This window comes from Allobosea sp. UNC402CLCol (assembly GCF_000745475.1).
GTDB lineage: Bacteria > Pseudomonadota > Alphaproteobacteria > Rhizobiales > Beijerinckiaceae > Allobosea > Allobosea spartocytisi.
Genome location: NZ_JQJJ01000010.1, coordinates 809162 through 832879, shown reverse-complemented (window position 1 = coordinate 832879; position 23718 = coordinate 809162). Strand labels below are relative to the sequence as shown.

At 66.5% G+C, this 23718-nt stretch carries 23 protein-coding genes and 1 pseudogene; 19 read left to right on the top strand and 5 right to left on the bottom strand.

Annotation, left to right across the window (positions count from 1 at the left end):
* Positions 1 to 64 precede the first annotated feature (64 nt).
* Complete coding sequence (locus GY40_RS15775) at positions 65 to 517, bottom strand: Crp/Fnr family transcriptional regulator (RefSeq protein WP_038363736.1); 453 nt, start codon at positions 515 to 517, stop codon at positions 65 to 67.
* Positions 514 to 3249: an ABC transporter transmembrane domain-containing protein gene (locus GY40_RS15770; protein WP_051988122.1), complete on the bottom strand. Its 2736-nt coding sequence runs from the start codon at positions 3247 to 3249 to the stop codon at positions 514 to 516. Before GY40_RS15770 ends, GY40_RS15775 begins: the two co-directional genes overlap by 4 nt.
* Before the next feature lie 166 nt (positions 3250 to 3415).
* Between GY40_RS15770 and GY40_RS15765 the strand changes: the two genes are divergently transcribed.
* From GY40_RS15765 to GY40_RS15690, 16 genes are all read left to right on the top strand, one after another.
* Positions 3416 to 4408: a heparin lyase I family protein gene (locus GY40_RS15765; RefSeq protein ID WP_051988121.1), complete on the top strand. Its 993-nt coding sequence runs from the start codon at positions 3416 to 3418 to the stop codon at positions 4406 to 4408.
* A gap of 98 nt (positions 4409 to 4506) precedes the next feature.
* The gene (locus tag GY40_RS15760) at positions 4507 to 6387 is read left to right on the top strand and encodes an ABC transporter ATP-binding protein (RefSeq protein WP_038363734.1); all 1881 of its coding nucleotides are present in this window, start codon (positions 4507 to 4509) and stop codon (positions 6385 to 6387) included.
* Positions 6384 to 8387: an ABC transporter substrate-binding protein gene (locus GY40_RS15755; RefSeq protein ID WP_038363732.1), complete on the top strand. Its 2004-nt coding sequence runs from the start codon at positions 6384 to 6386 to the stop codon at positions 8385 to 8387. The genes GY40_RS15760 and GY40_RS15755 overlap by 4 nt, the downstream gene beginning before the upstream one ends.
* Positions 8388 to 8426: 39 nt before the next feature.
* On the top strand, positions 8427 to 9392 hold the full coding sequence (locus GY40_RS15750; protein WP_038364407.1) for an ABC transporter permease: 966 nt from the start codon (positions 8427 to 8429) through the stop codon (positions 9390 to 9392).
* Positions 9389 to 10576 (top strand): ABC transporter permease, encoded by a 1188-nt coding sequence (locus GY40_RS15745; RefSeq protein ID WP_248311181.1) that lies wholly within the window; start codon positions 9389 to 9391, stop codon positions 10574 to 10576. Before GY40_RS15750 ends, GY40_RS15745 begins: the two co-directional genes overlap by 4 nt.
* Positions 10577 to 10605: 29 nt before the next feature.
* Complete coding sequence (locus tag GY40_RS15740) at positions 10606 to 11748, top strand: glycosyltransferase family 4 protein (protein ID WP_051988120.1); 1143 nt, start codon at positions 10606 to 10608, stop codon at positions 11746 to 11748.
* Entirely contained in the window at positions 11745 to 12518 is a 774-nt protein-coding gene (locus GY40_RS15735) for a polysaccharide deacetylase family protein (protein ID WP_038363730.1), read from the top strand. Before GY40_RS15740 ends, GY40_RS15735 begins: the two co-directional genes overlap by 4 nt.
* A gap of 147 nt (positions 12519 to 12665) precedes the next feature.
* Complete coding sequence (locus GY40_RS15730) at positions 12666 to 13946, top strand: glycosyltransferase family protein (RefSeq protein ID WP_051988119.1); 1281 nt, start codon at positions 12666 to 12668, stop codon at positions 13944 to 13946.
* A gap of 76 nt (positions 13947 to 14022) precedes the next feature.
* Positions 14023 to 14214, top strand: coding sequence for a twin transmembrane helix small protein (locus GY40_RS15725; protein ID WP_038363727.1), 192 nt, complete (start codon positions 14023 to 14025; stop codon positions 14212 to 14214).
* Positions 14215 to 14542: 328 nt separating this feature from the next.
* Positions 14543 to 14962 (top strand): acyloxyacyl hydrolase, encoded by a 420-nt coding sequence (locus GY40_RS15720; RefSeq protein ID WP_162738013.1) that lies wholly within the window; start codon positions 14543 to 14545, stop codon positions 14960 to 14962.
* Between the two features lie 68 nt (positions 14963 to 15030).
* Positions 15031 to 15612, top strand: a complete 582-nt coding sequence (locus GY40_RS15715) for a cob(I)yrinic acid a,c-diamide adenosyltransferase (RefSeq protein ID WP_038363725.1) — start codon at positions 15031 to 15033, stop codon at positions 15610 to 15612.
* 7 nt (positions 15613 to 15619) lie between these two features.
* Positions 15620 to 16318: a rhomboid family intramembrane serine protease gene (locus GY40_RS15710; RefSeq protein WP_038363723.1), complete on the top strand. Its 699-nt coding sequence runs from the start codon at positions 15620 to 15622 to the stop codon at positions 16316 to 16318.
* A 174-nt stretch (positions 16319 to 16492) separates the two neighbouring features.
* Complete coding sequence (locus GY40_RS15705; RefSeq protein WP_038363721.1) at positions 16493 to 17239, top strand: electron transfer flavoprotein subunit beta/FixA family protein; 747 nt, start codon at positions 16493 to 16495, stop codon at positions 17237 to 17239.
* On the top strand, positions 17239 to 18183 hold the full coding sequence (locus GY40_RS15700) for an electron transfer flavoprotein subunit alpha/FixB family protein (protein ID WP_038363718.1): 945 nt from the start codon (positions 17239 to 17241) through the stop codon (positions 18181 to 18183). The genes GY40_RS15705 and GY40_RS15700 overlap by 1 nt, the downstream gene beginning before the upstream one ends.
* Positions 18184 to 18266: 83 nt before the next feature.
* The gene (locus tag GY40_RS15695) at positions 18267 to 19151 is read left to right on the top strand and encodes a 3-hydroxybutyryl-CoA dehydrogenase (protein ID WP_038363715.1); all 885 of its coding nucleotides are present in this window, start codon (positions 18267 to 18269) and stop codon (positions 19149 to 19151) included.
* A 207-nt stretch (positions 19152 to 19358) separates the two neighbouring features.
* The gene (locus GY40_RS15690) at positions 19359 to 19916 is read left to right on the top strand and encodes an HNH endonuclease (protein ID WP_038364399.1); all 558 of its coding nucleotides are present in this window, start codon (positions 19359 to 19361) and stop codon (positions 19914 to 19916) included.
* A gap of 16 nt (positions 19917 to 19932) precedes the next feature.
* On the opposite strand, the pseudogene GY40_RS27125 reads toward GY40_RS15690, so the two are convergent.
* The 3 genes and pseudogenes from GY40_RS27125 to GY40_RS15680 all read right to left on the bottom strand — a co-directional run.
* Positions 19933 to 20040: pseudogene (locus GY40_RS27125) on the bottom strand (amidase); the annotation flags it as partial.
* A 28-nt stretch (positions 20041 to 20068) separates the two neighbouring features.
* Positions 20069 to 20743 carry a glutathione S-transferase family protein gene (locus tag GY40_RS15685; RefSeq protein ID WP_038363712.1) on the bottom strand — a complete coding sequence of 225 codons (675 nt, stop codon included), beginning with the start codon at positions 20741 to 20743 and terminating at the stop codon, positions 20069 to 20071.
* 31 nt (positions 20744 to 20774) lie between these two features.
* Positions 20775 to 21533, bottom strand: a complete 759-nt coding sequence (locus GY40_RS15680) for an SDR family NAD(P)-dependent oxidoreductase (RefSeq protein ID WP_038363709.1) — start codon at positions 21531 to 21533, stop codon at positions 20775 to 20777.
* Between the two features lie 174 nt (positions 21534 to 21707).
* On the opposite strand from GY40_RS15680, the gene GY40_RS15675 reads away from it, so the two are divergent.
* The 3 genes from GY40_RS15675 to GY40_RS27620 all read left to right on the top strand — a co-directional run bounded on the left by GY40_RS15675 (position 21708) and on the right by GY40_RS27620 (position 23532).
* Positions 21708 to 22607 carry an AraC family transcriptional regulator gene (locus tag GY40_RS15675; protein ID WP_038363706.1) on the top strand — a complete coding sequence of 300 codons (900 nt, stop codon included), beginning with the start codon at positions 21708 to 21710 and terminating at the stop codon, positions 22605 to 22607.
* Between the two features lie 74 nt (positions 22608 to 22681).
* The gene (locus GY40_RS15670; RefSeq protein WP_038363703.1) at positions 22682 to 23014 is read left to right on the top strand and encodes a type 2 periplasmic-binding domain-containing protein; all 333 of its coding nucleotides are present in this window, start codon (positions 22682 to 22684) and stop codon (positions 23012 to 23014) included.
* A 377-nt stretch (positions 23015 to 23391) separates the two neighbouring features.
* Positions 23392 to 23532, top strand: coding sequence for a hypothetical protein (locus GY40_RS27620; protein WP_156115967.1), 141 nt, complete (start codon positions 23392 to 23394; stop codon positions 23530 to 23532).
* Positions 23533 to 23718: the final 186 nt, after the last annotated feature.

Genomic DNA, 23718 nt, shown 5'->3' with positions numbered 1-23718 from the left:
GCCGGCGTCCATGGCTGCCCGCCTGGCGCCGGCGATCTGTGGCAAACTCATACGCTGGCCTGCTTCATAAAACCGGTTCGTCCTCGTGCAGCAGGACGTTTGCCAGGCGCGCCACGCGGTCGGCCAGATCCCGGCAGATGGCAAGGCTGAACTCCGGCACGGTCTGCAGCAGCTCGAAGAACAGATCCTTCGGGATCCGCAGGGCCAGCACGTCGGAGCCGGCCGTGACCTTGCCGAGGAAGCGCTTGCCGCTCAGCAGCGAGACGTCGCCGATGATGCTGCCCGCCTCCTTCTGGAAGCGGCGGCCGCCGCCGTCCTCGCGCTTCTGCGAGAACTCAACTTCACCCCGGAGGATGACATAGACCCCGTCGGGCCGGTCCTGGTCGCGGACGAGCAGCGTTCCGGCTGGAAAGCTCAGCCGCTCGCCCATCAGCGCCACGAGCTTGAGGCGGGACGGCGGCAGCTCGCGGAACAGCGGCAGTTCACGCAGGCAGGCGATATCGGTTTCGAGCGTCATGACCGTACCTCCATCCGCTGGACGTCCTCGAAGCGAGGCGGCTGCCGGCCGGCATCGTTCGCCGCCTCCGGCAAGGCTCCGGCCTCGACCGAGCCGGTCGAGCCGTGGAAGACCACCCGCAACGGAACGTCCTCGACCAGATTAGCATCTCCCACAAGAAGAAACAGCGTCATGCCGCTGCAATAGCCGCGCAGGCGGGCGACGATGCCGGCGGGATCGTCCGATATCGCCAAAAGCCCGGTGACGTCGAGCACCGCGATCTGCGGTGCCTTGATCAGGGCCTGCATCAGCGGGATCGCCTGGCGCAGCCGCGCCGGCAGGTAACGCCCCCGGATGCCGCTTTCCGTGTCCAGCCCCAGGCGATAGAGCGCGCCCTCGAGCCCGGCGCGCGACAGCGCCCGATGAACCACATCGGCGACCTTGCGCTCGGCATCGACCACCCCGTAGCCGATGCGGCCGAACAGCAGGTTGTCGCGCACGCTGGCGCCGAACATCACCTTGTCGGGGTCGTAGAAATCGACATCGTCCACCGCATTGGCCGGCAGATGCTTGCGGAAGCTGGCGCGGGCCCGCAGGATCCGCCTTTGCAGGCGCTGGTCGATCAGGTTCAGCCTGTGCTTGGGCTCGATATAGCCGAGCGCAAGCGCGACGAGATCGCGCTCGCTCTCCTGATCGAGCGGCGAGCGCATGTCCTGCTTCGCCAGGATATCCGAAAGCTCGCCCAGCCGCTCCAGCTCGAAATTGGCCCCGAAGGAATAGCGCTCGAACAGCGCATGGCCCTGCGGCAGGCCTGCGAAGATTTCGACCACGGTCGCGACGATCCGCGCCCCGATCTCCGCCAGCGGCTCGATCAAGGCCTCCGCCTTCAGGATCGCATGGGCATAGGGCTCGAACAGCAAGGTCGCATTGTCGAAGCGCGGCGTCGTCCGCGTCCCGAAGATCAGGTTTTCCGCCACGCTCGCATTGGCGTTGTAGCGATCGGCGACGAAGGGCTCGATCAGCTCGCCGAGATCGGTGCGCGCGAGCTCGTGGGCGACCGCGCGACGCGCCTCGATCAGGCGCTGCGTCCCCTCCTCGCTGAGCGGCGGCATCACCTTGCCGCCGAGGCCGAGGCTGTAGACGTCCTCGGTGCAGCCCAGCACGTCGAGGAGCTCGCGCACCCGCTTGGCGAGCGCGCCCCGGTCGCCCAGGCCCGCGCCGTCGTAATCGGTCCAGTCCGCCTCGAACGGAAAGGGCGAATTGCCCGAGCGTATCGCCTCGACGAAGTGGCGATGCTCGGCCGGCGTGACCGCACCCACCGGCTTCAGGGCCGGGCGGTGCCGCTGCAGCGGCAGCAGGATGTTGTCGCGCATCGACCCCGCGATGATCTCGGCCTCGTCGCCGGCATAGCCGATAATGTGGCTCGCACGCTCGACCGACATGGCCGCGAGCGGCTCCCCGTCGATCAGGACGCGGCCGGTATAGTTGGTGGCCTGGCGGCCGAGGATGCGCCCGAGCACATCCTTGCCGCCGCCATGGGGCCCGACGACCGCGACGATGCCGGGGCGTGGCACGCCGAAGGAGAGCGGCGTCAGCAGGGGCTGGCCGCGATTGTCGAGCAATTGCAGCGCCTCGACCTGGACCTCGCCGGTAGCCGGCAGCGGCGCCACCGCCTTCTCCTCGTCGAGCACCAGCGTGTCGTCGCTGTTGAACTGCGAGATGACCTGATCGTATTTGATGGTGACGTCGTTGCGCTGCTGGTCCCAGTCGATCAGTTCCTTGATCGGCGGCGGCAGGTCGCGATAGGCGGCGATCACGGCGACGAGCTGGCCGATGTCGAGCCGCCCCTGCAACGCGAAATAGCCGCCGATCGCGTAGAAGAAGAACGGCGTGACCTGAGCCAGCAGGTTGTTCAGGAACTTGACCGCGAATTTGCGCTTGTAGAGCGCGTAGCGGATGTCGAAGAGACGCCCGAGCCGTCCGGCGATGTCGGACTGGACATAGGCCGTCGCGCCATGCGCCTGGATCATCGGCCCGGCATCGACGATCTCGCCGATGCGCCCGGCGAGCTGGCGCGAGACGATCTGCCTCTGGCGCCCGAGCCGAAGCTGCTCGCGCCGCAGGATCGGGATGATGATCGCCTGCGCCAGAACGATCAGCAGCGCGATCGAGCCCAGCCAGAAGCTCTGCGCCATGATGAAGACCAGAGCCGTCAGTGCCTGGCTGAGCAGGAAGACCGGCTGGATGAAGGCGTCGCCGACGAAGCTGCCGACCGGCTCGACCTCGTCCTTGATCATGCTCGCGATCTCGGCCGGCTTGACCGCCCGGATATCCTCCGGCCGGAAGCGCATGAGCTGGCTGAAGAGGTCGTAGCGCATGCGCCGCAGCATGCGCTCGCCGAGGATGCCCTTGCGCACGTTGATGACGTATTTAAAGGCGCCGTTGATCAGGACGAGCAGCAGGAAATAGCTGGAAAGCCCGATCAGCAGGCCGAGCTGCCCGACCTGGAAGCCCTCGAACAGCTTGACGCTGGCGCCGCCCAGCCAGGACGGCAGGCGCAGCGTGAGGTCCATCAGGGTCGCGGTGGTGTGGCCGCCCTTGAAGGCGCCGCCCTGGATCGCGTCGTTGACGATGCGCTTGGGAACGTCGAACGAAGCCCAGTTGAACGGGATCGACACGAGGATAATCGCCAGGACGACGATCTGCTCGCCGCGACTCTTCTGCCAGATGTAGCGGAAAAGGTTGGGCTCCAAAGGAGACGATCCTGTTCGGCGCGGACACGCGCCCGATTGTATTATGCCCCGCAGACCGCACCCCGCGGGTGTCCATATATGGTTAGTACGCGGTGCTGTACAATGTGCGTCGGTTAGCGGCGAAAGCGTGGATCGGCGACGGGCCCGGTCGCATGCGGGGGGATATATGGGCGATCTTGCCGTCAGGCATCGGCTCGGGCGCGCGGCGTTGCTGTCGCTGCTCCTGCTCTCGGCGGCGCAGCCCGCTGCGACGACACCCCCGACCGATCCGGCCGACCTCGTCCTGACCGATGGCTTCGAGCAGCGCGGTTTCGCGCCCGAAGGCGGCCTTTTCTACAAGGACAACCCCGAACAGCGTGGCGGGCAGGTTGTTTTCGGCACGCGCTCGCCCTTGCGCGGGCGGGGCGAGCTGACCCTGACGGCGATGCCGTCCTGCGATCCGCGCGCCAAGGCCTGCAGCGAGCGCGCCGAAGTCTGGGAGCGCCCGGAGGTTCTCGCCTCCTACTCGCGGACCGTCTGGTACGGCTTCGCCATGCGGCTGAACGATCCGCTGCCGCAGGATGATCGCAGATATGTGATGGCGCAGTGGAAGCGCGAGATCCTGCGCGACGCGCAGGGCGATTTCTCGCCCTTCCTGGCCCTGCGGCTCTACCGGGGCCGTCTCGGCTTCACCGTCGAGACCGACCTGGTCGAATCCTATCCGATCGGCGGCCCGCAGCGCCCGCAAGGCTGCCTGCCCGGAGAGGCGCGCGTGCTCAGCCGACCGCAGGTCCACCAGACACGGGCGCTGGTCGCCATCGAGAGCGGCTCGGTGCCGGAGGAATATCCCTCCTATTTCGGCGCCTGCGCCCCCGGAATCCGGGTGACGCGCCATGCCGACCTGCCTGCGGCCCAGAAAGGCTGGATCGATTTCGTGGTCCGCTCGCATCCCGGCCCGTCCGGCGACGGCCATATCGAGATTCTGGCCGACGGCATCCCGATCGTCACGGTCAAAGGTCACATCGGGCACGCGGCACCGGGCCTCGACCGTAATCAATATTTCAAATTCGGTCCCTATCGCGCTCCGAACGTACAGCCCTGGAGCATCAGCTACGACGATTTCCGCCGCGGCCCGCGTTGCAGCGATGTCATCCGCGCCGGCCAATGTCCGTCCGAGTGATCCGGCCTGCCGAAAGCCATTGGCAAGACGGAACTTTCGACGTCTAGTGACGTCAGGTGAGGGTAAGGACCTCCCGAGGGGAAGTACAAGTTCGGTTCATGGACATTCTTCGCGTCAGCGATCTGCGTATCGGTTTCACGGTCCACGGCCTCGCCCGCGACGTGGTGAAGGGCGTCGGCCTGCGTGTTCCCGCCGGCAAGACGGTCGCGCTGGTCGGCGAATCCGGCTCGGGCAAATCGGTGATCTCGCAGGCGATCATGGGGCTGCTGCCGCGCGCGGGCTCCGTCACCGGCGGCGAGATCCTGTTCCGCGACCCGCTCGCGCCCGACGCCGTGATCGACATCGCCGCCCTGCCGCGGGAAGGCCCGGGCATCCGCGCGCTGCGCGGCGGCCGCATCGGCATGATCTTTCAGGAGCCGATGTCCTCGCTCTCGCCGGTCCACACCATCGGCAACCAGATCGAGGAAGCCCTGCTCCTGCACCGCCCGATGCCGAAGGCGCAGGCGCGCGAGCTGATCGAGGCGATGCTCAAGCGCGTCGGCTTCAAGAACCCGCATCGCGCCTCCGGGCTCTACCCCTTCGAATTGTCCGGCGGCCTGCGCCAGCGTGCCATGCTGGCGATGGCGCTGATCTGCCAGCCGGCGCTGCTCATCGCCGACGAGCCGACCACCGCCCTCGACGTCACCATCCAGGCGCAGGTCCTCGACCTGATGCGCGATCTCCAGGCCGAGATGGGCATGGCGATCCTGCTGATCACCCACGATCTCGGCGTCGTCGCCAACATGGCCGACGAGGTCGTCGTCATCTTCCACGGCGAGATCATGGAGCGCGGCCAGGTCGAGGACATCTTCAGGCGCCCGCGCCACCCCTATCTGAAGGCGCTGCTGAAAGCCTCGCCGCATTTCGACATGCAGGAGGGCGAGCGGCTCGTGGCCCTGCGCGAGGCCCGGGCCCGTCCGCCCGCCGCGGCGAAGCCAGCGCCCGCGCCGGCCGCCGATGCGGCTCCGCTCCTGCGCGTGCGCAACCTGAACAAGACCTATGTCACCGGCTCGCGCGGCTTCTTCGGCAAGGGCAGCCTTTCCGTCGTCAAGGCGGTCAACGATGTCGGCTTCGATATCCGCCGCGGCGAATGCCTCGGCCTCGTCGGCGAGAGCGGCTGCGGCAAGACCACCGTCAGCAAGATCGTCATGCGCGCCGTCACCGCCGATTCCGGCGAGGTGATCTTCGATGACGGCCATCGGCGGACCGATGTGCTGGCGCTCGAGGGCGAGGCGCTGCGCGCTTTCCGCCCGCGCGTCCAGATGATCTTCCAGGACCCGGTCTCGTCGCTCTCGCCGCGCATGACCGTGAAGAGCATCCTACGCGAGCCGCTGGTCATCCACGAGCGCGGCGAGGCGCCCGGACAGGCCGAGCGGGTCAAGGCGCTGATGCAGGATGTCGGCCTCGATACCCGCTTCCTCAACCGCTATCCGCATTCCTTCTCGGGCGGCCAGCGTCAGCGCATCGGCATCGCCCGCGCGCTCGCGCTCGATCCCGACCTCATCATCTGCGACGAGCCGGTCTCGGCGCTCGACGTCTCCGTGCAGGCGCAGATCCTCAACCTGCTGAAGGACCTGCAGGCCGAGCGCGGCCTGACCTTCCTGTTCATCTCGCACAACCTCGCCGTCGTGAACTATATGGCCGACCGCATCGCGGTGATGGCCAACGGCCGCATCGTCGAGCTCGCGCCGCGCCACACGCTGTTCACCCGGCCCGTCCATCCCTACACCAAGGCGCTGCTGCGCTCGGTGCCCTTCGCCGATCTCGACCGCAAGCTCGACTTCAAGCTGGCCGCGCCCGGCGGCGCCTCGGACGATAGCGGCTGGGGCAGCGCCTTCAAGCACGGGGCCGACGACCGCGAGCTTACGCATCTGGCCCTCGGCGACGGCCATTATGTGCTGGCGCGGCCGAATGCCGATGTGAAGGAGCTGGTGTCGTGACGAAGCGCCGCCTCTCTCCGACGCGCCGCTCGGCGCTGCTTCTGGGAACGGCCACCGCCGCCGGCCTCGGCCTGCCGCGCGCCTTGCGCGCCGCGCCCGAGCAGCCTCCCGTCCAGCCTTCCTCTGCCCAGGCTCCCGCCGCCCAGACCCCTGCCGCGATCGACAGCCCGTTCTTCGCCGACCGCGTGGCGGCCGGCGCGCTGCCCCCGGTCGGCGACCGGATTCCGGACGTTCCGCGCGTCATCGACATGGCGAGCCTCGGGCGCAGGGCCGGCCGGCACCGTGGCAATATCCGCCTGCTGATGGGCGACCAGCGCGACCTGCGCATGATGACGCTCTATGGCTATACGCGCCTGGTCGTCTACGACGACAAGCTCGAGCTCGTCCCCGACGTGCTGGAGAGCTTCAACGTCGATGAGGGGCGCATCTTCACGCTGCGCCTGCGGCCCGGGCATTGCTGGTCGGACGGATCACCGCTGACGAGCGAGGATTTCCGCTACTGGTGGGAGGATGTCGCCAACAACAAGCGCCTGTCGCCGGGCGGGCCGCCTCAGGCGCTGTTCTCGGCCGGCGAGCCACCGGTCTTCGAGATCGTGAGCGAGACCGAGGTCCGCTATAGCTGGAAGGCGCCCAACCCGATCTTCCTGCCGGCACTGGCCGCCGCCCAGCCGACCTATATCTTCATGCCCTCGCAATATCTGCGGCAATTCCACGAGCGCCACGCGCTGAAGCAGGAGCTCGCCGCGAAGATCAAGGAGAACCGGGTTCGCGACTGGGGCGCCCTGCACGAGCGCAACTCCCGCATGTACCGGCCCGAGAACCCCAAGCTTCCGACCCTCGAGCCCTGGCGCAACACCACGCCCCTGCCCGCCGAGCAGTTCGTTTTCGAGCGCAACGCCTATTTCCACCGCATCGACGAGAATGGCCGGCAACTGCCCTATGCCGACGAGGTGACGATGACGATCGGGACGAGCGCGCTCATCCCGGCCAAGGCCGCGGCCGGCGAGGCCGACCTGCAGGTGCGCTACATCCGCTTCGACAACTACACCTTCCTCAAGGAAGCCTCGAAGCGGATGAATTTCGAGGTCAAGCTCTGGAAACGGGCCGAGGGCGCCTATTTCGCGCTGCTGCCCAATCTCAACGCCATCGACCCCGTCTGGCGCGACCTCAACCGCGACGTCCGCTACCGGCGGGCGATCTCGGTCGCGATCAGCCGGACCGACGTCAACAAGGTGATCTTCTTCGGCCTCGCCCGCGAAAGCGGCAACACGGCCCTGCCGGAAAGCCCGCTCTACGACCCGGCCCTCGCCTCGCTCTGGATTCAGCACGATCCCGGCCTCGCCAACCAGCTCCTCGACGAGATCGGCCTGACCAGGCGGGACGATGACGGCGTGCGCCTCCTGCCCGACGGGAGACGGCTCGAATTCACCATCGAGACCGCCGGCGAGAACACCGAGGAAACCGACATCCTCGACCTGCTGAAGCAGAACTTCCTCGATGTCGGCATCAAGATCTATCCGCGCTCGAGCCAGCGTGACGTCTTCCGGCGTCGCATCGTCGCCGGGCAGACGATCATGTCGGCCTGGGCCGGCATGGACAACGCGCTGGTCACGCCGGAGATGGAGCCCGACGCGCTCGCCCCGACCTCCACCGCCCAGTTCCAGTGGCCGCGCTGGGGCCAGTTCATCGAGACCAATGGCCGCGAGGGCGAGCGCCCGTCGCTCCCCGAGGCGAACGAGCTCGTCAGGCTCTACAACGAATGGCGGATGAGCGTGACGACGGCGCAGCGCCGCGAAATCTGGCAGAAGATGCTGCGGATCAACGCCGAGCAGCTCTTCACCATCGGCGTCATCAACAGCACGCTGCAGCCCATCGTCGTGTCGCGCGACCTCAACAACGTTCCCGACCACGGGCTTTACAGCTTCGAGCCCGGGGCCTTCCTCGGCCGCTACATGCCAGACACCTTCTGGTTTCGTAGAAAGAAAGACGGCGAGGGCTGAGCGGTGCTCTTTCGCTACATCTTCAAGCGCATTCTGATCATGATCCCGACGCTGCTGGTCACCAGCGCGCTGATCTTCACCGTGATCAACCTGCCCGAAGGCGATTATTTCGAGACCCTCGCCGCCGAGATGCAGGCGCAGGGCGAGAAGGCCGATATGAGCCGCATCGAGTTCCTGAAGAAGGAATACGGCTTCGACAGGCCCCCGGTGGAGCGCTATGCCTGGTGGGTCGCGGGCCTGCTCCACGGCGATATGGGCTATTCCTTCGAATACCAGCGCCCGGTGCGGGAGATCGTCGGCGACCGGCTCCTGCTGACGATGATCGTCTCCTTCGCCACGATCCTGTTCACCTGGATCGTCGCCTTCCCGATCGGGATCTATTCCGCGACGCATCAATATAGCTGGGGCGATTACGGCCTGACCTTCCTCGGCCTGATCGGGCTTGCCGTGCCGCACTTCCTGCTGGCGCTCGTCTTCATGTACTTCGCCAATCTCTGGTTCGGCCTCTCGATCGGCGGCCTCGTCGATCCGCAATATCTCAACCAGCCGATGAGCTGGGCGAAGCTCAGATCGGTGCTGGAGCATCTCTGGATCCCGGTCATTATCATCGGTGCCGGCGGCACCGCGGGCATGATCCGGGCGCTGCGCGCCAACCTGCTCGACGAATTGCAGAAGCAGTACTACACCACCGCCCGCGCCAAGGGCCTGCCGCCGGGCAAGGCGCTGCGCAAATACCCGTTGCGCATGTCGCTCAACTTCTTCATCTCCGATATCGGTGACATCCTGCCCTCGATCGTCTCGGGCGCGGAGGTTGTGGCAATCGTGCTGTCGCTGCAGACGACGGGCCCGCTGTTGATCCGCGCCCTGCAGAGCCAGGACATGTATCTCGCCGGCTCCTTCCTGATGTTCCTCTCCTTCCTCACCGTGATTGGCGTGCTGATCTCGGACATCGCGCTGGCCATCCTCGATCCGCGCATTCGCTTGCAGGGGGCTGCAACGAAGTGACCGCGAACTCGCTCAAGGATCTGCCGCCCGAGGGCGCGCCGCTGCCGCATGCGGTCTCGACGGCCCCGTTCGAGCCCTATGCCACCGAGGAGATGACCGCCGAGCAGGAGCGGGTCTATCTCGCTTCGCAATGGCAGTTGATGTGGTGGAAGTTCCGCAAGCACAGGCTCGCGGTGATCTCGGCCGTCCTCATCTTCGTGATCTATGCGATGGCGGCCTTCGCCGAGTTCCTTGCGCCCTATCACTACAGCACGCGCAACACGGATTTCATCCGCGCGCCCGGCCAGCAGGTCCGCCTCTTCCACGAGGGCGCGTTCATCGGCCCCTTCGTCTATCCCTTCAAGCTCCATCTCAACATGGAGAACCTGAAGCGCGAATATGCGGAGGATCGCGAACGGCCGGAGAAGCTGCGCTTCTTCTGCCGTGGCGACGGCTACAGCTTCTGGGGGCTCGTGCCGGGCAATCTGCACCTCGTCTGCCCGCCGGAGGGCGGCACCTTCTTCTGGCTCGGCTCGGACCGGCTCGGCCGCGACATGCTCTCCCGCATCCTCTATGGCGGGCGGATCTCGCTCTCGATCGGCCTGATCGGCGTCAGCATCTCCTTCGTGCTCGGCGTCATCATCGGCGGCATCGCCGGCTACTATGGCGGCCGGGTCGACCTCGTCGTCCAGCGCATCATCGAGATCGTGCAGTCGCTGCCGCATATCCCGCTCTGGCTGGCGCTGGCCTCGATCATGCCGCCGTCCTGGAGCCCGGTGGTGGTCTATTTCGGCATCACCGTGATCCTCGGCCTGATGGACTGGACGGGGCTCGCCCGCTCGGTGCGCTCCAAGCTGCTCTCTCTGCGCGAGGAGGATTATGTCGTTGCCGCCCAGCTCATGGGCGCGCGGCCGCGGCGCATCATCGCGCTGCATCTGGTGCCGGGCTTCATGAGCCATCTCATCGCCTCGGCGACGATCACCATCCCCCGCACCATCCTCGGCGAAACGGCGCTTTCCTTCCTCGGCCTGGGCTTGCGGCCCCCGATCACGAGCTGGGGCGTGATGCTGAACGAGGCACAGAACATCAATGTGGTGGCGCTCTATCCCTGGCTGCTCTATCCGGTCATCCCGGTGATCGTGATCATCCTTGCCTTCAACTTCCTCGGCGACGGCCTGCGCGACGCGGCCGATCCTTATCGCTGAGACATCGCCACGCCGCCTGCGAACCGACTTTGCGCATCGCTTTCCACACTCCGCTCAACCTGTACGACGATGACGGCGTCTCCGGCGACCGCCGCATGGCGCGCCAGCTCGTCGCGGCCCTGCGCTCGCTCGGCCATGTCGTCGAGCCGGTGAAGGCGGGACGGGGCTATCTGGCCGATTCAGACGCGACCGCCCTCGCCCGGCTCGAAGCCGACGCCGCCGGATTGCGCGAGCGCCTGCTCACCTCCTGGCGGGACGGGGCGGCCGAGCCCCCCGATCTCTGGTTCACCTACCACAACTACTATCGCGCCCCGGACCTGCTCGGCCCGGAGATCGCGGCCGCGCTCGGCATCCCCTATGTCACGGCCGAAGCAAGCGACGCCGCGCAGCGCGCCCAGGGCGAATGGGCGCGCCACACGGCGCTCGTGCGCCATGGACTCGAGGCCGCCGACACGCATTTCTTCTTCACCGACCGCGACAGGCAAGGGCTCGAGCCCTGGCGCCAGGAAGGGACCGCGCTCCTGCCGCTGCCGCCCTTCGTCGCCTTCGACCGCGAGCCGCCCCGGCACATCGCCCGCAGCGGCGCGCCGCGCCTCGTGACCATCGCGATGATGCGCGAGGGCACCAAGCTGAACAGCTATCTCGCGCTGGCCCGCATTCTCGAACGCATCCGCGACGAGGACTGGAGCCTCAGCGTCATCGGCGACGGGCGCAAGCGCGGCGAGATCGAACGGGCTTTCGCCGGCTTGCCCGCCGGGCGCATCGCCTGGCTCGGCTTGCTGGACCGCGAACGGGCGCTGGCCGAGCTCGCGGCTCATGACGTCTTCGTCTGGCCGGGCATGCGCGAGGCTTACGGGCTGGTCTATCTTGAAGCGCAGGCGACAGGACTGCCCGTCGTCGCCTTCGACAGCGGCGGCGTCTCGACCACCGTCGAGGCCGGGAAAACCGCCCTGCTGGTGCCGGAAGGCGACGAGGCCGCCTTCGCCGCCACGCTCTCGGCCCTGCTGCGCGACGGCGCCGGGCGCGCTGCCATGGGGGCGCAGGCGCGTCGCTTCGTGCTGACCGAGCGCACCACGGAGCGGGCTGCCGAAAGGCTGGCGGCGGGCCTCGCCATCGCCTGCCGCAACCGCGGCCTGAAGCGCCGCGCCGCGACCGGAAGGGAGGCTCCATGAGCGCCGCCCTCTGGTCTCCCCTCATCGAGGAACTCGGCCATTGGCACGCCGCCGGCCGGCAACTCCGGCTCTGGCTGCGCGATGACGACGCCGTCGGCCCCAGCGCCGCGCTCGACCGGCTCGCAACCTGTGCCGAGCGCTTCCATGTGCCGGTCCTGCTCGCCGTCATCCCCATGCTGGCGGAAACCGCCCTTGCCGGGAGCCTGCGCGACAGCCCGGCGCTCCTGCCCTGCCAGCACGGCTGCTGGCATCGCAACCATGCCCCCGCCGGGGCGAAGAAATCCGAATTCGGGCCGGATCGCGCGCCAGAGGCTGTCGATACCGAGATCGTGAAAGCCTCGTTGCGCCTGCGCGACGTGCTGGGCGAGGCCATCCTGCCGGTCTTCGTGCCGCCCTGGAACCGCATCGATCCGGGCCATGCCGCCCGCCTGCCGGCGCTCGGCTTCACGGCGCTGTCCTGCTTCCGCGATCATCGCAACGGCCCCGATGGCGGACCTCAACTCCTCAACACCCATATCGACGTGATGGACTGGCATGGCGGGCGCATCGGCCGGAATCCCGCCGGATTGATCGCCGAAATCGTGGGTCTGCTGATTGAATGGCGCGGGCGGCCGCAAGGGCCCGACACGCTCGGCCTCCTCCTGCACCATCGCGATCACGACGAAACCGCCTGGGCTTTTCTCAGCGACCTGCTTGCGCTGGCGGACAGCCACTCTGCCGTCGCGCTCGCCGATCCGCGCAGCCTGATAGGCCGGGGCGGCACGGCATGAAAAAAGCGGCATCTCCCTCGGTCAGGCAGGCTTGGATCGCCCTCGGCGCCACGCTATAGGTGGGTACAACCATGCTGCAGCATGGCTGTCTGGTGTGCTCGGCCCCGCCAGGAAGTCGTCTGACCCGTTGTGGAGGCCGGCGTTCCCATGTCGTCCAATGTCATTGATCTGGTGGGCCCCGAACGGAGCCCGCGCAGTTCCCACGCCCCGCGTGTGCTGATCTACAGCCACGACACCTTCGGGCTGGGCCATATCCGGCGTTGCCGCGCCATCGCCAACGCGCTGGTCGCGAGCTTTCCGCACATCTCGGTCATCATCGTTTCGGGTTCCTCGGTGATCTCGAGCTTCCAGTTCGGCGACGGCGTCGACTATGTCCGCATCCCCGGCGTCGAGAAGCAGAGCGACGGCCATTACGGCCCGCATCACCTCAATCTCGAGCTCGACGACACGATCCGCCTGCGCACCGACATCATCAAGCAGACGGTGCTCTCCTTCGATCCGGACGTCGTGATCGTCGACAAGGAGCCCGTCGGCCTGCGCGGCGAGCTCAAGCCCGCGCTCGACATCCTGCGCCGGCGCGGCGCTCGCATCGTGCTCGGCCTGCGCGACGTGCTCGACGAGCCAGGCAAGCTGCTCGAGGAATGGCGCCACAGCGGTGCGCTGGAAGCGCTCGACACCATCTATGACGACGTCTTCGTCTATGGGCTGGAGAGCGTCTACGAGCCGCTCGCCGGCCTGCCGGATCAACAGCGCTTCTCGGCCAAGACCCGCTATCTCGGCTATCTCAAGCGCGCGGTGCCCTCGCCCATGCCGCCCAACCGCTATCCGCGCATCACCAAGCAGCCCTTCATCCTCGTCACGCCCGGCGGCGGCGGCGACGGTGCTGGTGTCATCGACTGGGTGATCTCGGCCTATGAGGCGGACCCGACGATCGCGCTGCCCGCGCTGATCGTCTTCGGTCCGTTCATGTCCCGCGAGAAGCGCAAGGATTTCGCCGAGCGCATCGCGCGCAATCCCAAGCTCGAAGGGCTCGGCTTCGAGCCGCGCCTCGAACTGCTGATGAACCGCGCCCACTGCGTCGTCGCCATGGGCGGCTACAACACCTTTTGCGAGATCCTATCCTTCGACAAGCCGGCGCTCGTCGTGCCGCGCGTCCGGCCGCGGCTGGAACAGGCGATCCGCGCCCATCGCGCCGAGGAGCTGGGGCTGATCGACGTCCTGGCCGACCCCGCCCAGGATGGCGACGGCGTGCGCGACCCGATGGTCATGGCGGCAGCGCTCCACGCCCTGCCGAAGCGGCTGCCGCCGTCACAGGCCTTCGTGCCCGATCTGCTCGACGGCCTGCCCGCGATCTGTCGCGCGCTCGCCGAGAACCTCTCCTCGCCGGTGCGGACGCGTGCCCTGGCCCCGAGCGTGGCCTTGAGCTGAGCTGCGACATCTTGCAACCACCGCGACAGCCATCTCGATGCTGGCAAAGTGCCGGTCGGCGGATTAAGCCTCAGTCATGACGCTCTCGAATTCGCTCGTCCCCATCGCCGTCGGTGCCGTTGCGGTGGTGCTGTTGCTCGGCCTGATCAACATGATGCGCGGCGGCAGCGCCAACACCTCGCAGAAGCTGATGCAACTGCGCGTCCAGCTTCAGTTCCTTGCCATCGTCATCGTCGTCTTCGTGCTCTGGTGGCGCAGCGGGCCGTGATTGGCCACGATGTTGCAAACATTTGAATCAATTTGACTTTCCGAATCGAAGGCGCTGTGGATCGAGGCCTTCAGGAAGGGCTTTGCCACAATCCGAACACGAGTGTGTGCGCTTCACTAACGCCAGTTTCCCTTCTCCCCCGGTGGTCATGGTTCGCGTCGCGTTGCTTCTCGTTGCCGGTTGCCTGCTCAGCTCGCCGGGCTGGGCACAATCGAGATCACTGTCGCCGGCCGTGTCGAGCTACGCGCCCGCCGCGGAACCGCCAGCCCCCGCCTGGGAGGCCCGCATTGGCGGAGGCCTCGCGAATCCGGGCGGCCGCGAGGGCGGATTGGCCAATATCGCCGGCGAGGTCCTGTCGCCGCGCCTCGTCCCGCTCAGCGACCGCATCGCCGCCGCCTTCATCCCGCGCTTCAACATCGGCTCCAGCGTGAACCTCAACGGCACCCGCTATGCCTATGCCGGCGCGGCCTGGACCTTCGACATCAGCAAAGACATCTTCGTCGAAGCGAGCCTCGCGGCGGCGGTCCATGACGGCAAGACCGGCGCGATCATCCCGGAAAATCGCCTGAGCCTCGGCTGCAACGCCGGCACGCGCGAGGCGGCGGCGCTCGGCTTCCGCCTGTCCGATCGCTGGAACCTCGTCACGACGCTCGAGCATTTCAGCACGGCGGGCTGCTCTGGCCAGCCCGGCACGGCGTCGCCGCGCGGCCCGGCCAATATCGGCGCCAAGCTCGGCTACACCTTCTGACATCAGGATGAGGACGGGGCGGCGAAGAGCCTGCTTCCGTCGAACCCGCGCCGCGCTATAAGCGGTGCATGGTCAAGCTCAACCGCATCTACACCCGCACCGGCGACGACGGCACCACCGGCCTGACATCCGGCCCGCGCCGCCCGAAATTCGACCTGCGGGTCGCGGCCTACGGCACCGTCGACGAGACCAATGCCTGCATCGGCCTGGCGCGGCTTCATGCCGCAGCCGAGGATGCCGAGGTCGACGCGATGCTCGGCCGCATCAGCAACGACCTCTTCGATCTCGGCGCGGATCTCTCGACGCCGGAGACCGACAAGCCCCTCGCCTTCGAGCCGCTGCGCATCGTCCAGTCCCAGGTCGACCGGCTCGAAAACGAGATCGACCGGCTCAACGGGACGCTGGCGCCGCTGCGCTCCTTCGTGCTGCCGGGCGGCACGCCTGCGGCAACGCATCTGCATCTCGCCCGCACCGTCAGCCGCCGGGCCGAACGCCTGATGGCGGAGCTCGCCGCCATCGAGGGCGAGGCGGTCTCGGGCCCGGCCCTCAAATACATCAACCGGCTCTCGGATTTCCTGTTCGTTGCATCCCGCTTCCTCAATGCGAAGGCCGGCGGCGACGTTCTCTGGGTTCCCGGACAGAATCGCTGAGCCGGCCATGTTCGTACCGATCTATGATGGCGTGCCGCTGCGCTTCACCCGCTCAGCCTTCATCACCTACGGGCTGGTCGCGGCCTGCACGGTGATCCAGATCGCGCTCCGGTACTGGCCGCATCAGGAGAGCGACATCGCCATGATGGCCGGCTTCGGGATGATTCCCTCGGTGCTGTTCGGCACGGCCGTGCTGCCGGAAGGGCTGGTTCACGCGCCCGCCTGGCTGACCCCCTTCAGCAACATCCTGCTCCACGCCAGCTTCGCGCATCTCATCGGCAACATGCTGTTCCTCTGGGTCTTCGGCGACAATGTCGAGGACGCGATGGGCCATGCCCGCTTCCTCGCCTTCTTCTTCCTGTGCGGGCTCGGCGGCTCGCTCGCGCACGCGCTGGTCTATCCGGATTCGGAGCAGCCGCTGGTCGGGGCATCCGGCGCGATCTCGGGCGTCATCGCCGCCTATCTGATGCTCTACCCGCGCGTTCGGATCTGGGGTCTCGCCTTCAAATGGATCCCGGTCCACGTCCCGGCCGTCTATACGCTCGGTGGCTGGATCGTCTTCCAGGCCGCCTCGGCCTGGTTCGATCCGCAAGGCAATATCGGCTGGTGGGCCCATCTCGGCGGGCTCGCCACCGGAGCGGCGCTGACGCCCCTGTTCATCCGCCGCGGCGTCACCCTGTTCGGGCGTCGGGCCGCGCAGCCATGACACTGCCCGTCCCGGCTTCGATTCCGCCCGGATTGCGCCGGCTGACGGCGTTGACAAGCGCAAATGCCCATCGCTACGGTCCGACCGCATTCCAGCCGAAGGCCGCGATGCCGCCATCCCGCTCTCTCCGGCGGCGCGGCGCAAGGCGCATTTCTTCTGAACGGTGATCTGACGATGAAGATCTTAGTGCCCGTGAAGCGGGTTGTTGATTACAACGTGAAGATCCGCGTGAAGGCGGATGGGTCTGGCGTCGAGCTTGCGAACGTCAAGATGTCGATGAACCCGTTCGACGAGATCGCCGTCGAAGAGGCGCTGCGCCTGAAGGAAGCCGGCAAGGCGACCGAGGTGGTCGTGGTCTCGATCGGCCCGGCTCAAGCCGCCGAGACGATCCGCACGGGCCTCGCCATGGGCGCCGATCGCGGCATCCTCGTGAAGGTCGATGGGCTGGTCGAGCCGCTGGCGGTGGCCAAGCTTCTGAAGAAGGTCGTCGAGCAGGAGGCCCCCGGCCTCGTCATCCTCGGCAAGCAGGCGATCGACGACGACGCCAACCAGACCGGCCAGATGCTCGCCGCGCTGCTCGGCTGGCCGCAGGGCACCTTCGCCTCGAAGGTCGTGGTCGGCGACGGCTCGGTCGACGTCACCCGCGAGGTCGATGGCGGCCTGCAGACGGTCCAGCTCAAGCTGCCGGCGATCGTCACCACGGATCTGCGCCTGAACGAGCCGCGCTACGCCTCGCTGCCCAACATCATGAAGGCGAAGAAGAAGCCGCTCGACGAGACCTCGGCCGAGACGCTTGGCGTCGATGTTTCGCCGCGCCTGAAGGTGCTGAAGACGGAGGAGCCGGCCGGCCGCTCCGCCGGCATCAAGGTGGCCAACGCCGCCGAACTCGTCTCCAAGCTCAAGACCGCCGGGGTGATCTGATGACCACGCTGCTGATCGCCGAACACGACAACGTTTCCGTCAAGGACGCCACCGCCAAGGCGCTGACCGCCGCCGCCCAGCTCGGCGCACCCGTCCATATCCTCGTCGCCGGTGAGGGCGCCAAGGCCGCGGCCGAGGCGGCTGCGAAGCTCGCCGGCGTCGAGAAGGTGCTGCTCGCCGACGACGCGGCTTACGGCCACGCGCTGGCCGAGCCGCTGGCCGCGCTGATCGTCAAGCTGGCAGGCGCCTACGACGCCATCGTCGCCCCCTCCACCACCACCGGCAAGAACGTGCTGCCGCGCGTCGCCGCCCTGCTCGACGTGATGCAGGTCTCGGACGTCACCAAGGTCGTCTCGCCCGACACCTTCGAGCGCCCGGTCTATGCCGGCAACGCCATCCAGACGGTGCAATCCGCCGACGCGAAGAAGCTGCTCACGATCCGCACCGCCTCCTTCCAGGCGGCCGGAGAAGGCGGCTCGGCTGCGGTCGAGAGCGTCTCGGCCGCCGAGAACCCCGGCAACTCGTCCTTCAAGGGCGAGGAGGTCGCCAAGTCCGACCGTCCGGAGCTGGCCTCGGCCAAGATCATCATCTCGGGCGGGCGGGCGCTGGCTTCGGCCGAGAATTTCACCAAGGTGATCGAGCCCGTCGCCGACAAGCTCGGCGCCGCGATGGGCGCCTCGCGCGCCGCGGTCGATGCCGGCTACGCCCCCAACGACTGGCAGGTCGGCCAGACCGGCAAGGTGGTCGCGCCCGAGCTCTACATCGCGGTCGGCATTTCCGGCGCGATCCAGCATCTGGCCGGCATGAAGGATAGCAAGGTCATCGTCGCCATCAACAAGGACGAGGAGGCGCCGATCTTCCAGATCGCCGATTACGGCCTCGTCGGCGACCTCTTCACCGTCCTGCCGGAGCTCGACGCCGAGCTCGGCAAGGCCGGCAAGTAAGACTTAGACTGAACGTGCCGGGCCGCCCCCATGGGCGGCCCGTTCGCTCCCTCGGAGAGCGGGAAAGATATCGGGATCGGATCATGTCGGACCAGGCGATCAGGAAGATCGGCATCATCGGGGCGGGCCAGATGGGCAACGGCATCGCCCATGTGGCGGCGGTGGCCGGGTTCGACGTGAAGCTGCACGACCTCGCCGAGGAGCGCATCAATGCGGCGCTGGCGACGATCGACGGCAACATGGCGCGTCAGGTGATGAAAGGCGCGCTTGCCGAGGACGAGCGCCGCGCGGCCATCGGCCGGATCGAGGCGGCCCCGGGGCTGGAGAATCTCGGCGAGTGCGACCTCGTCATCGAGGCCGCGACCGAGAACGAGGAGGTCAAGCGCAAGATCTTCACCGCCGTCTGTCCGCATTTGCGGCCGAAGGCGATCCTGGCCTCCAACACCTCCTCGATCTCGATCACCCGGCTCGCGGCCGCGACCGACCGGCCCGAGCACTTCATCGGCATTCATTTCATGAACCCGGTGCCGCTGATGCAGCTCGTCGAGCTGATTCGCGGCATCGCCACCGATGACGGCACTTTCGAGCTCGCCAAGGACTTCGTCGGCAAGCTGCACAAGACGGCTTCGGTGTCGGAGGATTTCCCGGCCTTCATCGTCAACCGTATCCTGCTGCCGATGATCAACGAAGCCGTCTACACGCTCTATGAGGGCGTCGGCTCGGTCGAGGCGATCGACGTCGCCATGCGGCTCGGCGCCAACCATCCGATGGGTCCGCTCCAGCTCGCCGACTTTATCGGCCTCGACACCTGTCTGTCGGTGATGCAGGTGCTGCATGACGGTCTCGCCGACTCGAAATATCGCCCCTGCCCGCTGCTGGTGAAATATGTCGAGGCCGGCTGGCTCGGCCGCAAGACCAAGCGCGGATTCTACGATTATCGCGGCGAGAAACCCGTACCGACCCGCTGAGCGAGCCTTGCGGAACCTCCTGCGCCGCGAAGATGGCGGGTTTCCCTGCCCGCCATGGCGAGGGGAAATGCCTCTCGGTCACGCGCAGGCATGTCGCACCCGCAACAAGTTCCTTCACATTCCTGTCGTCTCGCGCTTACATTGATCGTCAGGCGGGATTCGTCCCGCTGACGAAGCGGAGGTGCGACGGGTTTGACGGCGCATGTGATGCATCCGATGGCGTCGCCGGACGGCTGTCCGGCTCTCGTCCTCAATGCCGATTTTCGGCCACTGAGCTACTATCCGCTATCTCTCTGGAGCTGGCAGGACGCGATCAAGGCGGTCTTCATGGACCGCGTCAACATCGTCTCGGAATACGATACGGTGGTCCGCAGTCCGAGCTTCGACATGCGGCTGCCCTCGGTCGTCTCGCTGAAGAGCTACATCAAGCCATCGCGGACGCCGGCCTTCACCCGCTTCAACGTCTTCCTGCGTGACCGCTTCGCCTGCCAATATTGCGGCACGCGCGACGAGCTGACCTTCGACCATGTCGTGCCGCGCTCGAAGGGCGGGCTCACCACCTGGGAGAACGTCGTCGCGGCCTGCTCGCCCTGCAACCTGCGCAAGGGCGACAAGATGCCGGCCTATGTCGAGATGTTCCCGGCCCAGAAGCCCTATGCGCCGACGGTCAACGACCTCCATCGCAACGGCAAGCTCTTCCCGCCGAACTACCTGCATGAGAGCTGGCTCGACTATCTCTACTGGGATTCCGAGCTGGAACCGTAAGCCGCGGCCTTCATCTGTCGACCTGCTCGCGATCCTGAAACGCCGGATAAATGCCGCCGGTTGGAGAGAGCCAGTCGTTGACATATTCGATCAGGATCAGCGCGCTCTTGGATGGGTCGGTCATGGTATAACTCCTGGGATGGTAGTTAGGGTCAGGCGGCGATCATCGCGCCTTGCTGGCGCAGGTGGTCGCGAAACAGGTCGGGATAGGTGTCGATCACGGCATTCTTGACGCTGGGGCGCTCGGCGAGCGCCGCGCGCCACGCCGTCACCCGTGGCAGGCCGGCAAAGATCGGGTCCGCCACTTCCGGATCGATGATCCCGAAATAGCGGAACAGCGGTGCGTAGACCGCATCGACCAGACCAAAGTCCGGCCCGGCGAAATACGGGCCGTCGCCCAGTTCCGCGTCGATCTTGCTCAGCCGATCACGGAAGGCGGCCCGCCTGGCGTCGGCGGTCGCCATGTCCTTGGCGTGAAGGAACTGCCAGCCCTCCGCAAAGGTCTGGGTGGCGAATTCGATCCAGGCGCGATGCCGTGCACGCAACAATGCATTGTCGGGGTACATCGCCGCGCCACCGTGCGTCTCGTTCAGATATTCGCAGATGACCACGCTTTCGAAGAGGATCGCATCCGCACCGTCCGGCTGGCGCACCTTCAGCACCGGCACCTTGCCGGTCGGCGACAGGGCCAGAAACCAGTCGGGCTTTGCCGACAGATCGACGTTGATCCGGTCGAATGCCACCCCCTTTTCGAGGAGGACGATCGCGGCGCGCTGGACGAATGGGCACAGCGGATGGCTGATGAGAGTGAGGCCTTGCTCGGTCATGACGGTTTCTCCGATGGAGCCGGATGCAGCATCAGAGCGACTGACCACCAGAGACATCGAAGGTCGTACCGTTGGCCCAACCCATGTCGTCGGACAGGATGGCTGCGACTGCGCCGCCGATGTCGTCGGGCTGACCGACGCGGCCTAGCGCGATCTTGCTCGCGACGAAGGCATGAGCCTGTTCGTCATCGCGGACCCTACCACCGCCGAAATCGGTGGCGATGGCGCCGGGCGCGATGGCGTTGACGCGGATCTGCCGCGCGCCGAGCTCCAGCGCCATGAACCGGGTCAGCGTCTCGAGCCCCGCCTTGGCTGCGGCATAGAGGCCGAAGCTGGCCATCGACGTGCGCGTGAAGCCCGTCGAAACGTTGAGGATGCGTCCGCCATCGGCGAGAATCGGTAGCAATGCCTGCGTCAGGAACACCGGTCCGCGCAGGTGCATGTCGACCATCGCATCGAACTGTTCCTCGCTCGCGTCAGCGACCTGCACGTGGACGACGGCACCGGCGTTGTTGACCAGATAGTCGAACCGGTCGCTGCCGAAGCGGCTCCGGAGCGTCTCGGCGAAGGATGCGGCGAAGGCCGGAAAGCTCGCCACCTTGGTGACGTCGAGCGCGAGCATCGCCGCCGTGCCGCCCAGCGCCTCGATCTCGCTTACCAGCGCATCGGCTTCCGCCGCGCCCTGGCGATAGGTGCCGACGATGCCGACGCCGCGACGGGCGAGGCGCAGCGCCATGCTGCGACCGAGGCCGCGGCTGGCGCCGGTAATGAGTGCGATCTTCTGAGGCATGGCTACGTTCCTTGTGATTTTGATTTTCTGGACGGCACGCCGCTGAGGCGTCGCATTCGCTGGGAGTGAGATAGGCGATTTGCTGTGCCCGACGCCCCGCCTGATGCTCTCAATTTCTTGCCTGATTGTCTCAGGATCTTTGCGGAGGTGAGGATTGATGTCATATTCATTGGCATGACCGACAGCCTGAAGCCCCTTTGCGATCTCGCGCTCCGCCACGGGCGGACCGGAATGACCGTGACGCCGATCCCGCGCATGGAAATCGGCGTGGGACAGGCGACCTCGGGCACGTCGCCATGTCTCTACCGTTCGATGATCTGCTTCATTCTGCAGGGATCGAAAGAGGTGGCCATCCACGACGAGCTGCTGCGCTACGACGCGTCTCAATATCTGGTCAGCGCACTCGATCTACCCTTGAGCGGGCAGATTCACGACGCCGACGACGGCAGTCCATATGTGTCGGTTTCGCTGGTCCTCGATCCGGCGCTTCTCGCCGAGGTCGCATCGACGATGCCGGCGGTGCGCGATGCGGACACACCAGGCAGCGGCATCGCGATCAACCCGATGACGCCTCTGCTGCGCGACACGCTGCTGCGGCTGCTGGCGTTGCTCGACACGCCTGCGGACATCCCGGCGCTCGCGCCGATGGCCGAGCGCGAATTGCTCTATCGTCTCTTGCAGGGCCCGCAGGGGCGACTGTTGCGTCACATCGCCCGCCCAGAAGGCGCGATCGGCGGTATCCGCCGCGCGGTCGAATGGATTCGCGACCACGGCAATAGGCGGCTGCGGATCGAGGCGCTGTGCGAAGCCGCTGGCATGAGCCGCGCGAGCCTGCATCGCCACTTCGTTGCGCTGACTGGATTGAGCCCGATCCAATATCAGAAGCAGCTACGCCTTCAGGAAGCGCGCCAGTTGCTGCTCGCCGGCGACCGAAGTGCATCCGACGTCGCCTATGCGGTCGGCTATGAAAGCGCCTCTCAGTTCAGCCGCGAATATCTGCGGCAGTTCGGGGCTCCGCCCGTCCGCGACGTGCGCAAACTCAGGCAGTCGATCGACAATCAAATGATCAATTAGTCGTCCGTCAGCTTCGAAGCTTTTGACTCCAAGGCTGTTCAAGGGAACCGGGGCGCATCGCCCCATGCGAGCCGTTGCGCTGGACTTCCCAGATCACCATCCTCTTCGCCGAGCAGGATCGCCTGTTGCGACCTGCGGCGGAGGTTACCCAGTCGAGCGTTGCCCGTGCCTTGGTCGAGGCACAGGCAGGCATCGCCTTGCTGGACAGGCTGAGTATTCTCTACAGCCCGACAAGCCACGCTCTCAAATTTGTTCCCTTGCGCCCTGAAGAGCGCATTGTCGGACGGCTCGTCCTGGCTGCGGGCGCTCAGCCGACCGCCGCCTCACGGGAGTTCTGTATCGAACTGCGCCATCTTGTCGAGGAGATCGCCGAAACGGTGTCAGGATTCGCTCTGGTTTCCGCTTGAACCGCTATGCGATCTGCAGGGCGATCCTCGGAAGGGGGGCATCCCGCGTTTCGCATGCAAATTTATGCCAAATCAGAGCTGAAAACATGCTCATTGAGATCCCGCGTACTGTCGCTCGATTCCGCAGCGACTTCCCGGCTGACTTGAGCTGAACCTAACTCACCTTGGCAGGGCGCAGATGAGACGCTGCGCCTCTGCCTATGGAGCGCCGCGAGGGGGCTAAGCTTCGGGCATAGAACAGCGGCGCCTGGGCACTCGGATAATCGAAACCCGTGTTTGAGTATCTTCGCCCGTAAATCAGGGCCTCCGCCGATCCAAGACCAATTCTGGATCGGCGGTGCAGTGACCGAAGAGCCGTTTTCCTGAATGGAGTCCCGTTGGTCAAGGCGACGGACGATTGCTCCTTGCGGTTCACGGAAGAGCAACTCATCAGCATGCTGAATGAGCAGGATGCCGGAGCGGCGAAGGCGGATGTCCGCCACAAGCGCGGCGTGTCCTCGGCCCGACAACTGAATTGACTTTATCGGTCCCCGCGACAAGTCGCGCCCGGCGACCGCGCCGCGCTGCGTTGACGCGCGCCTGAAATCCGAGCGTGATGATCAGGTGGCATTGGCCACGTCGAGGCAGAGTCACGGGGCCCTGTAGGTGCACATTTTTTGGCACTGGGAAGCCGCCACTGGGCGGATAGCGTGGAAGTCGGGGCA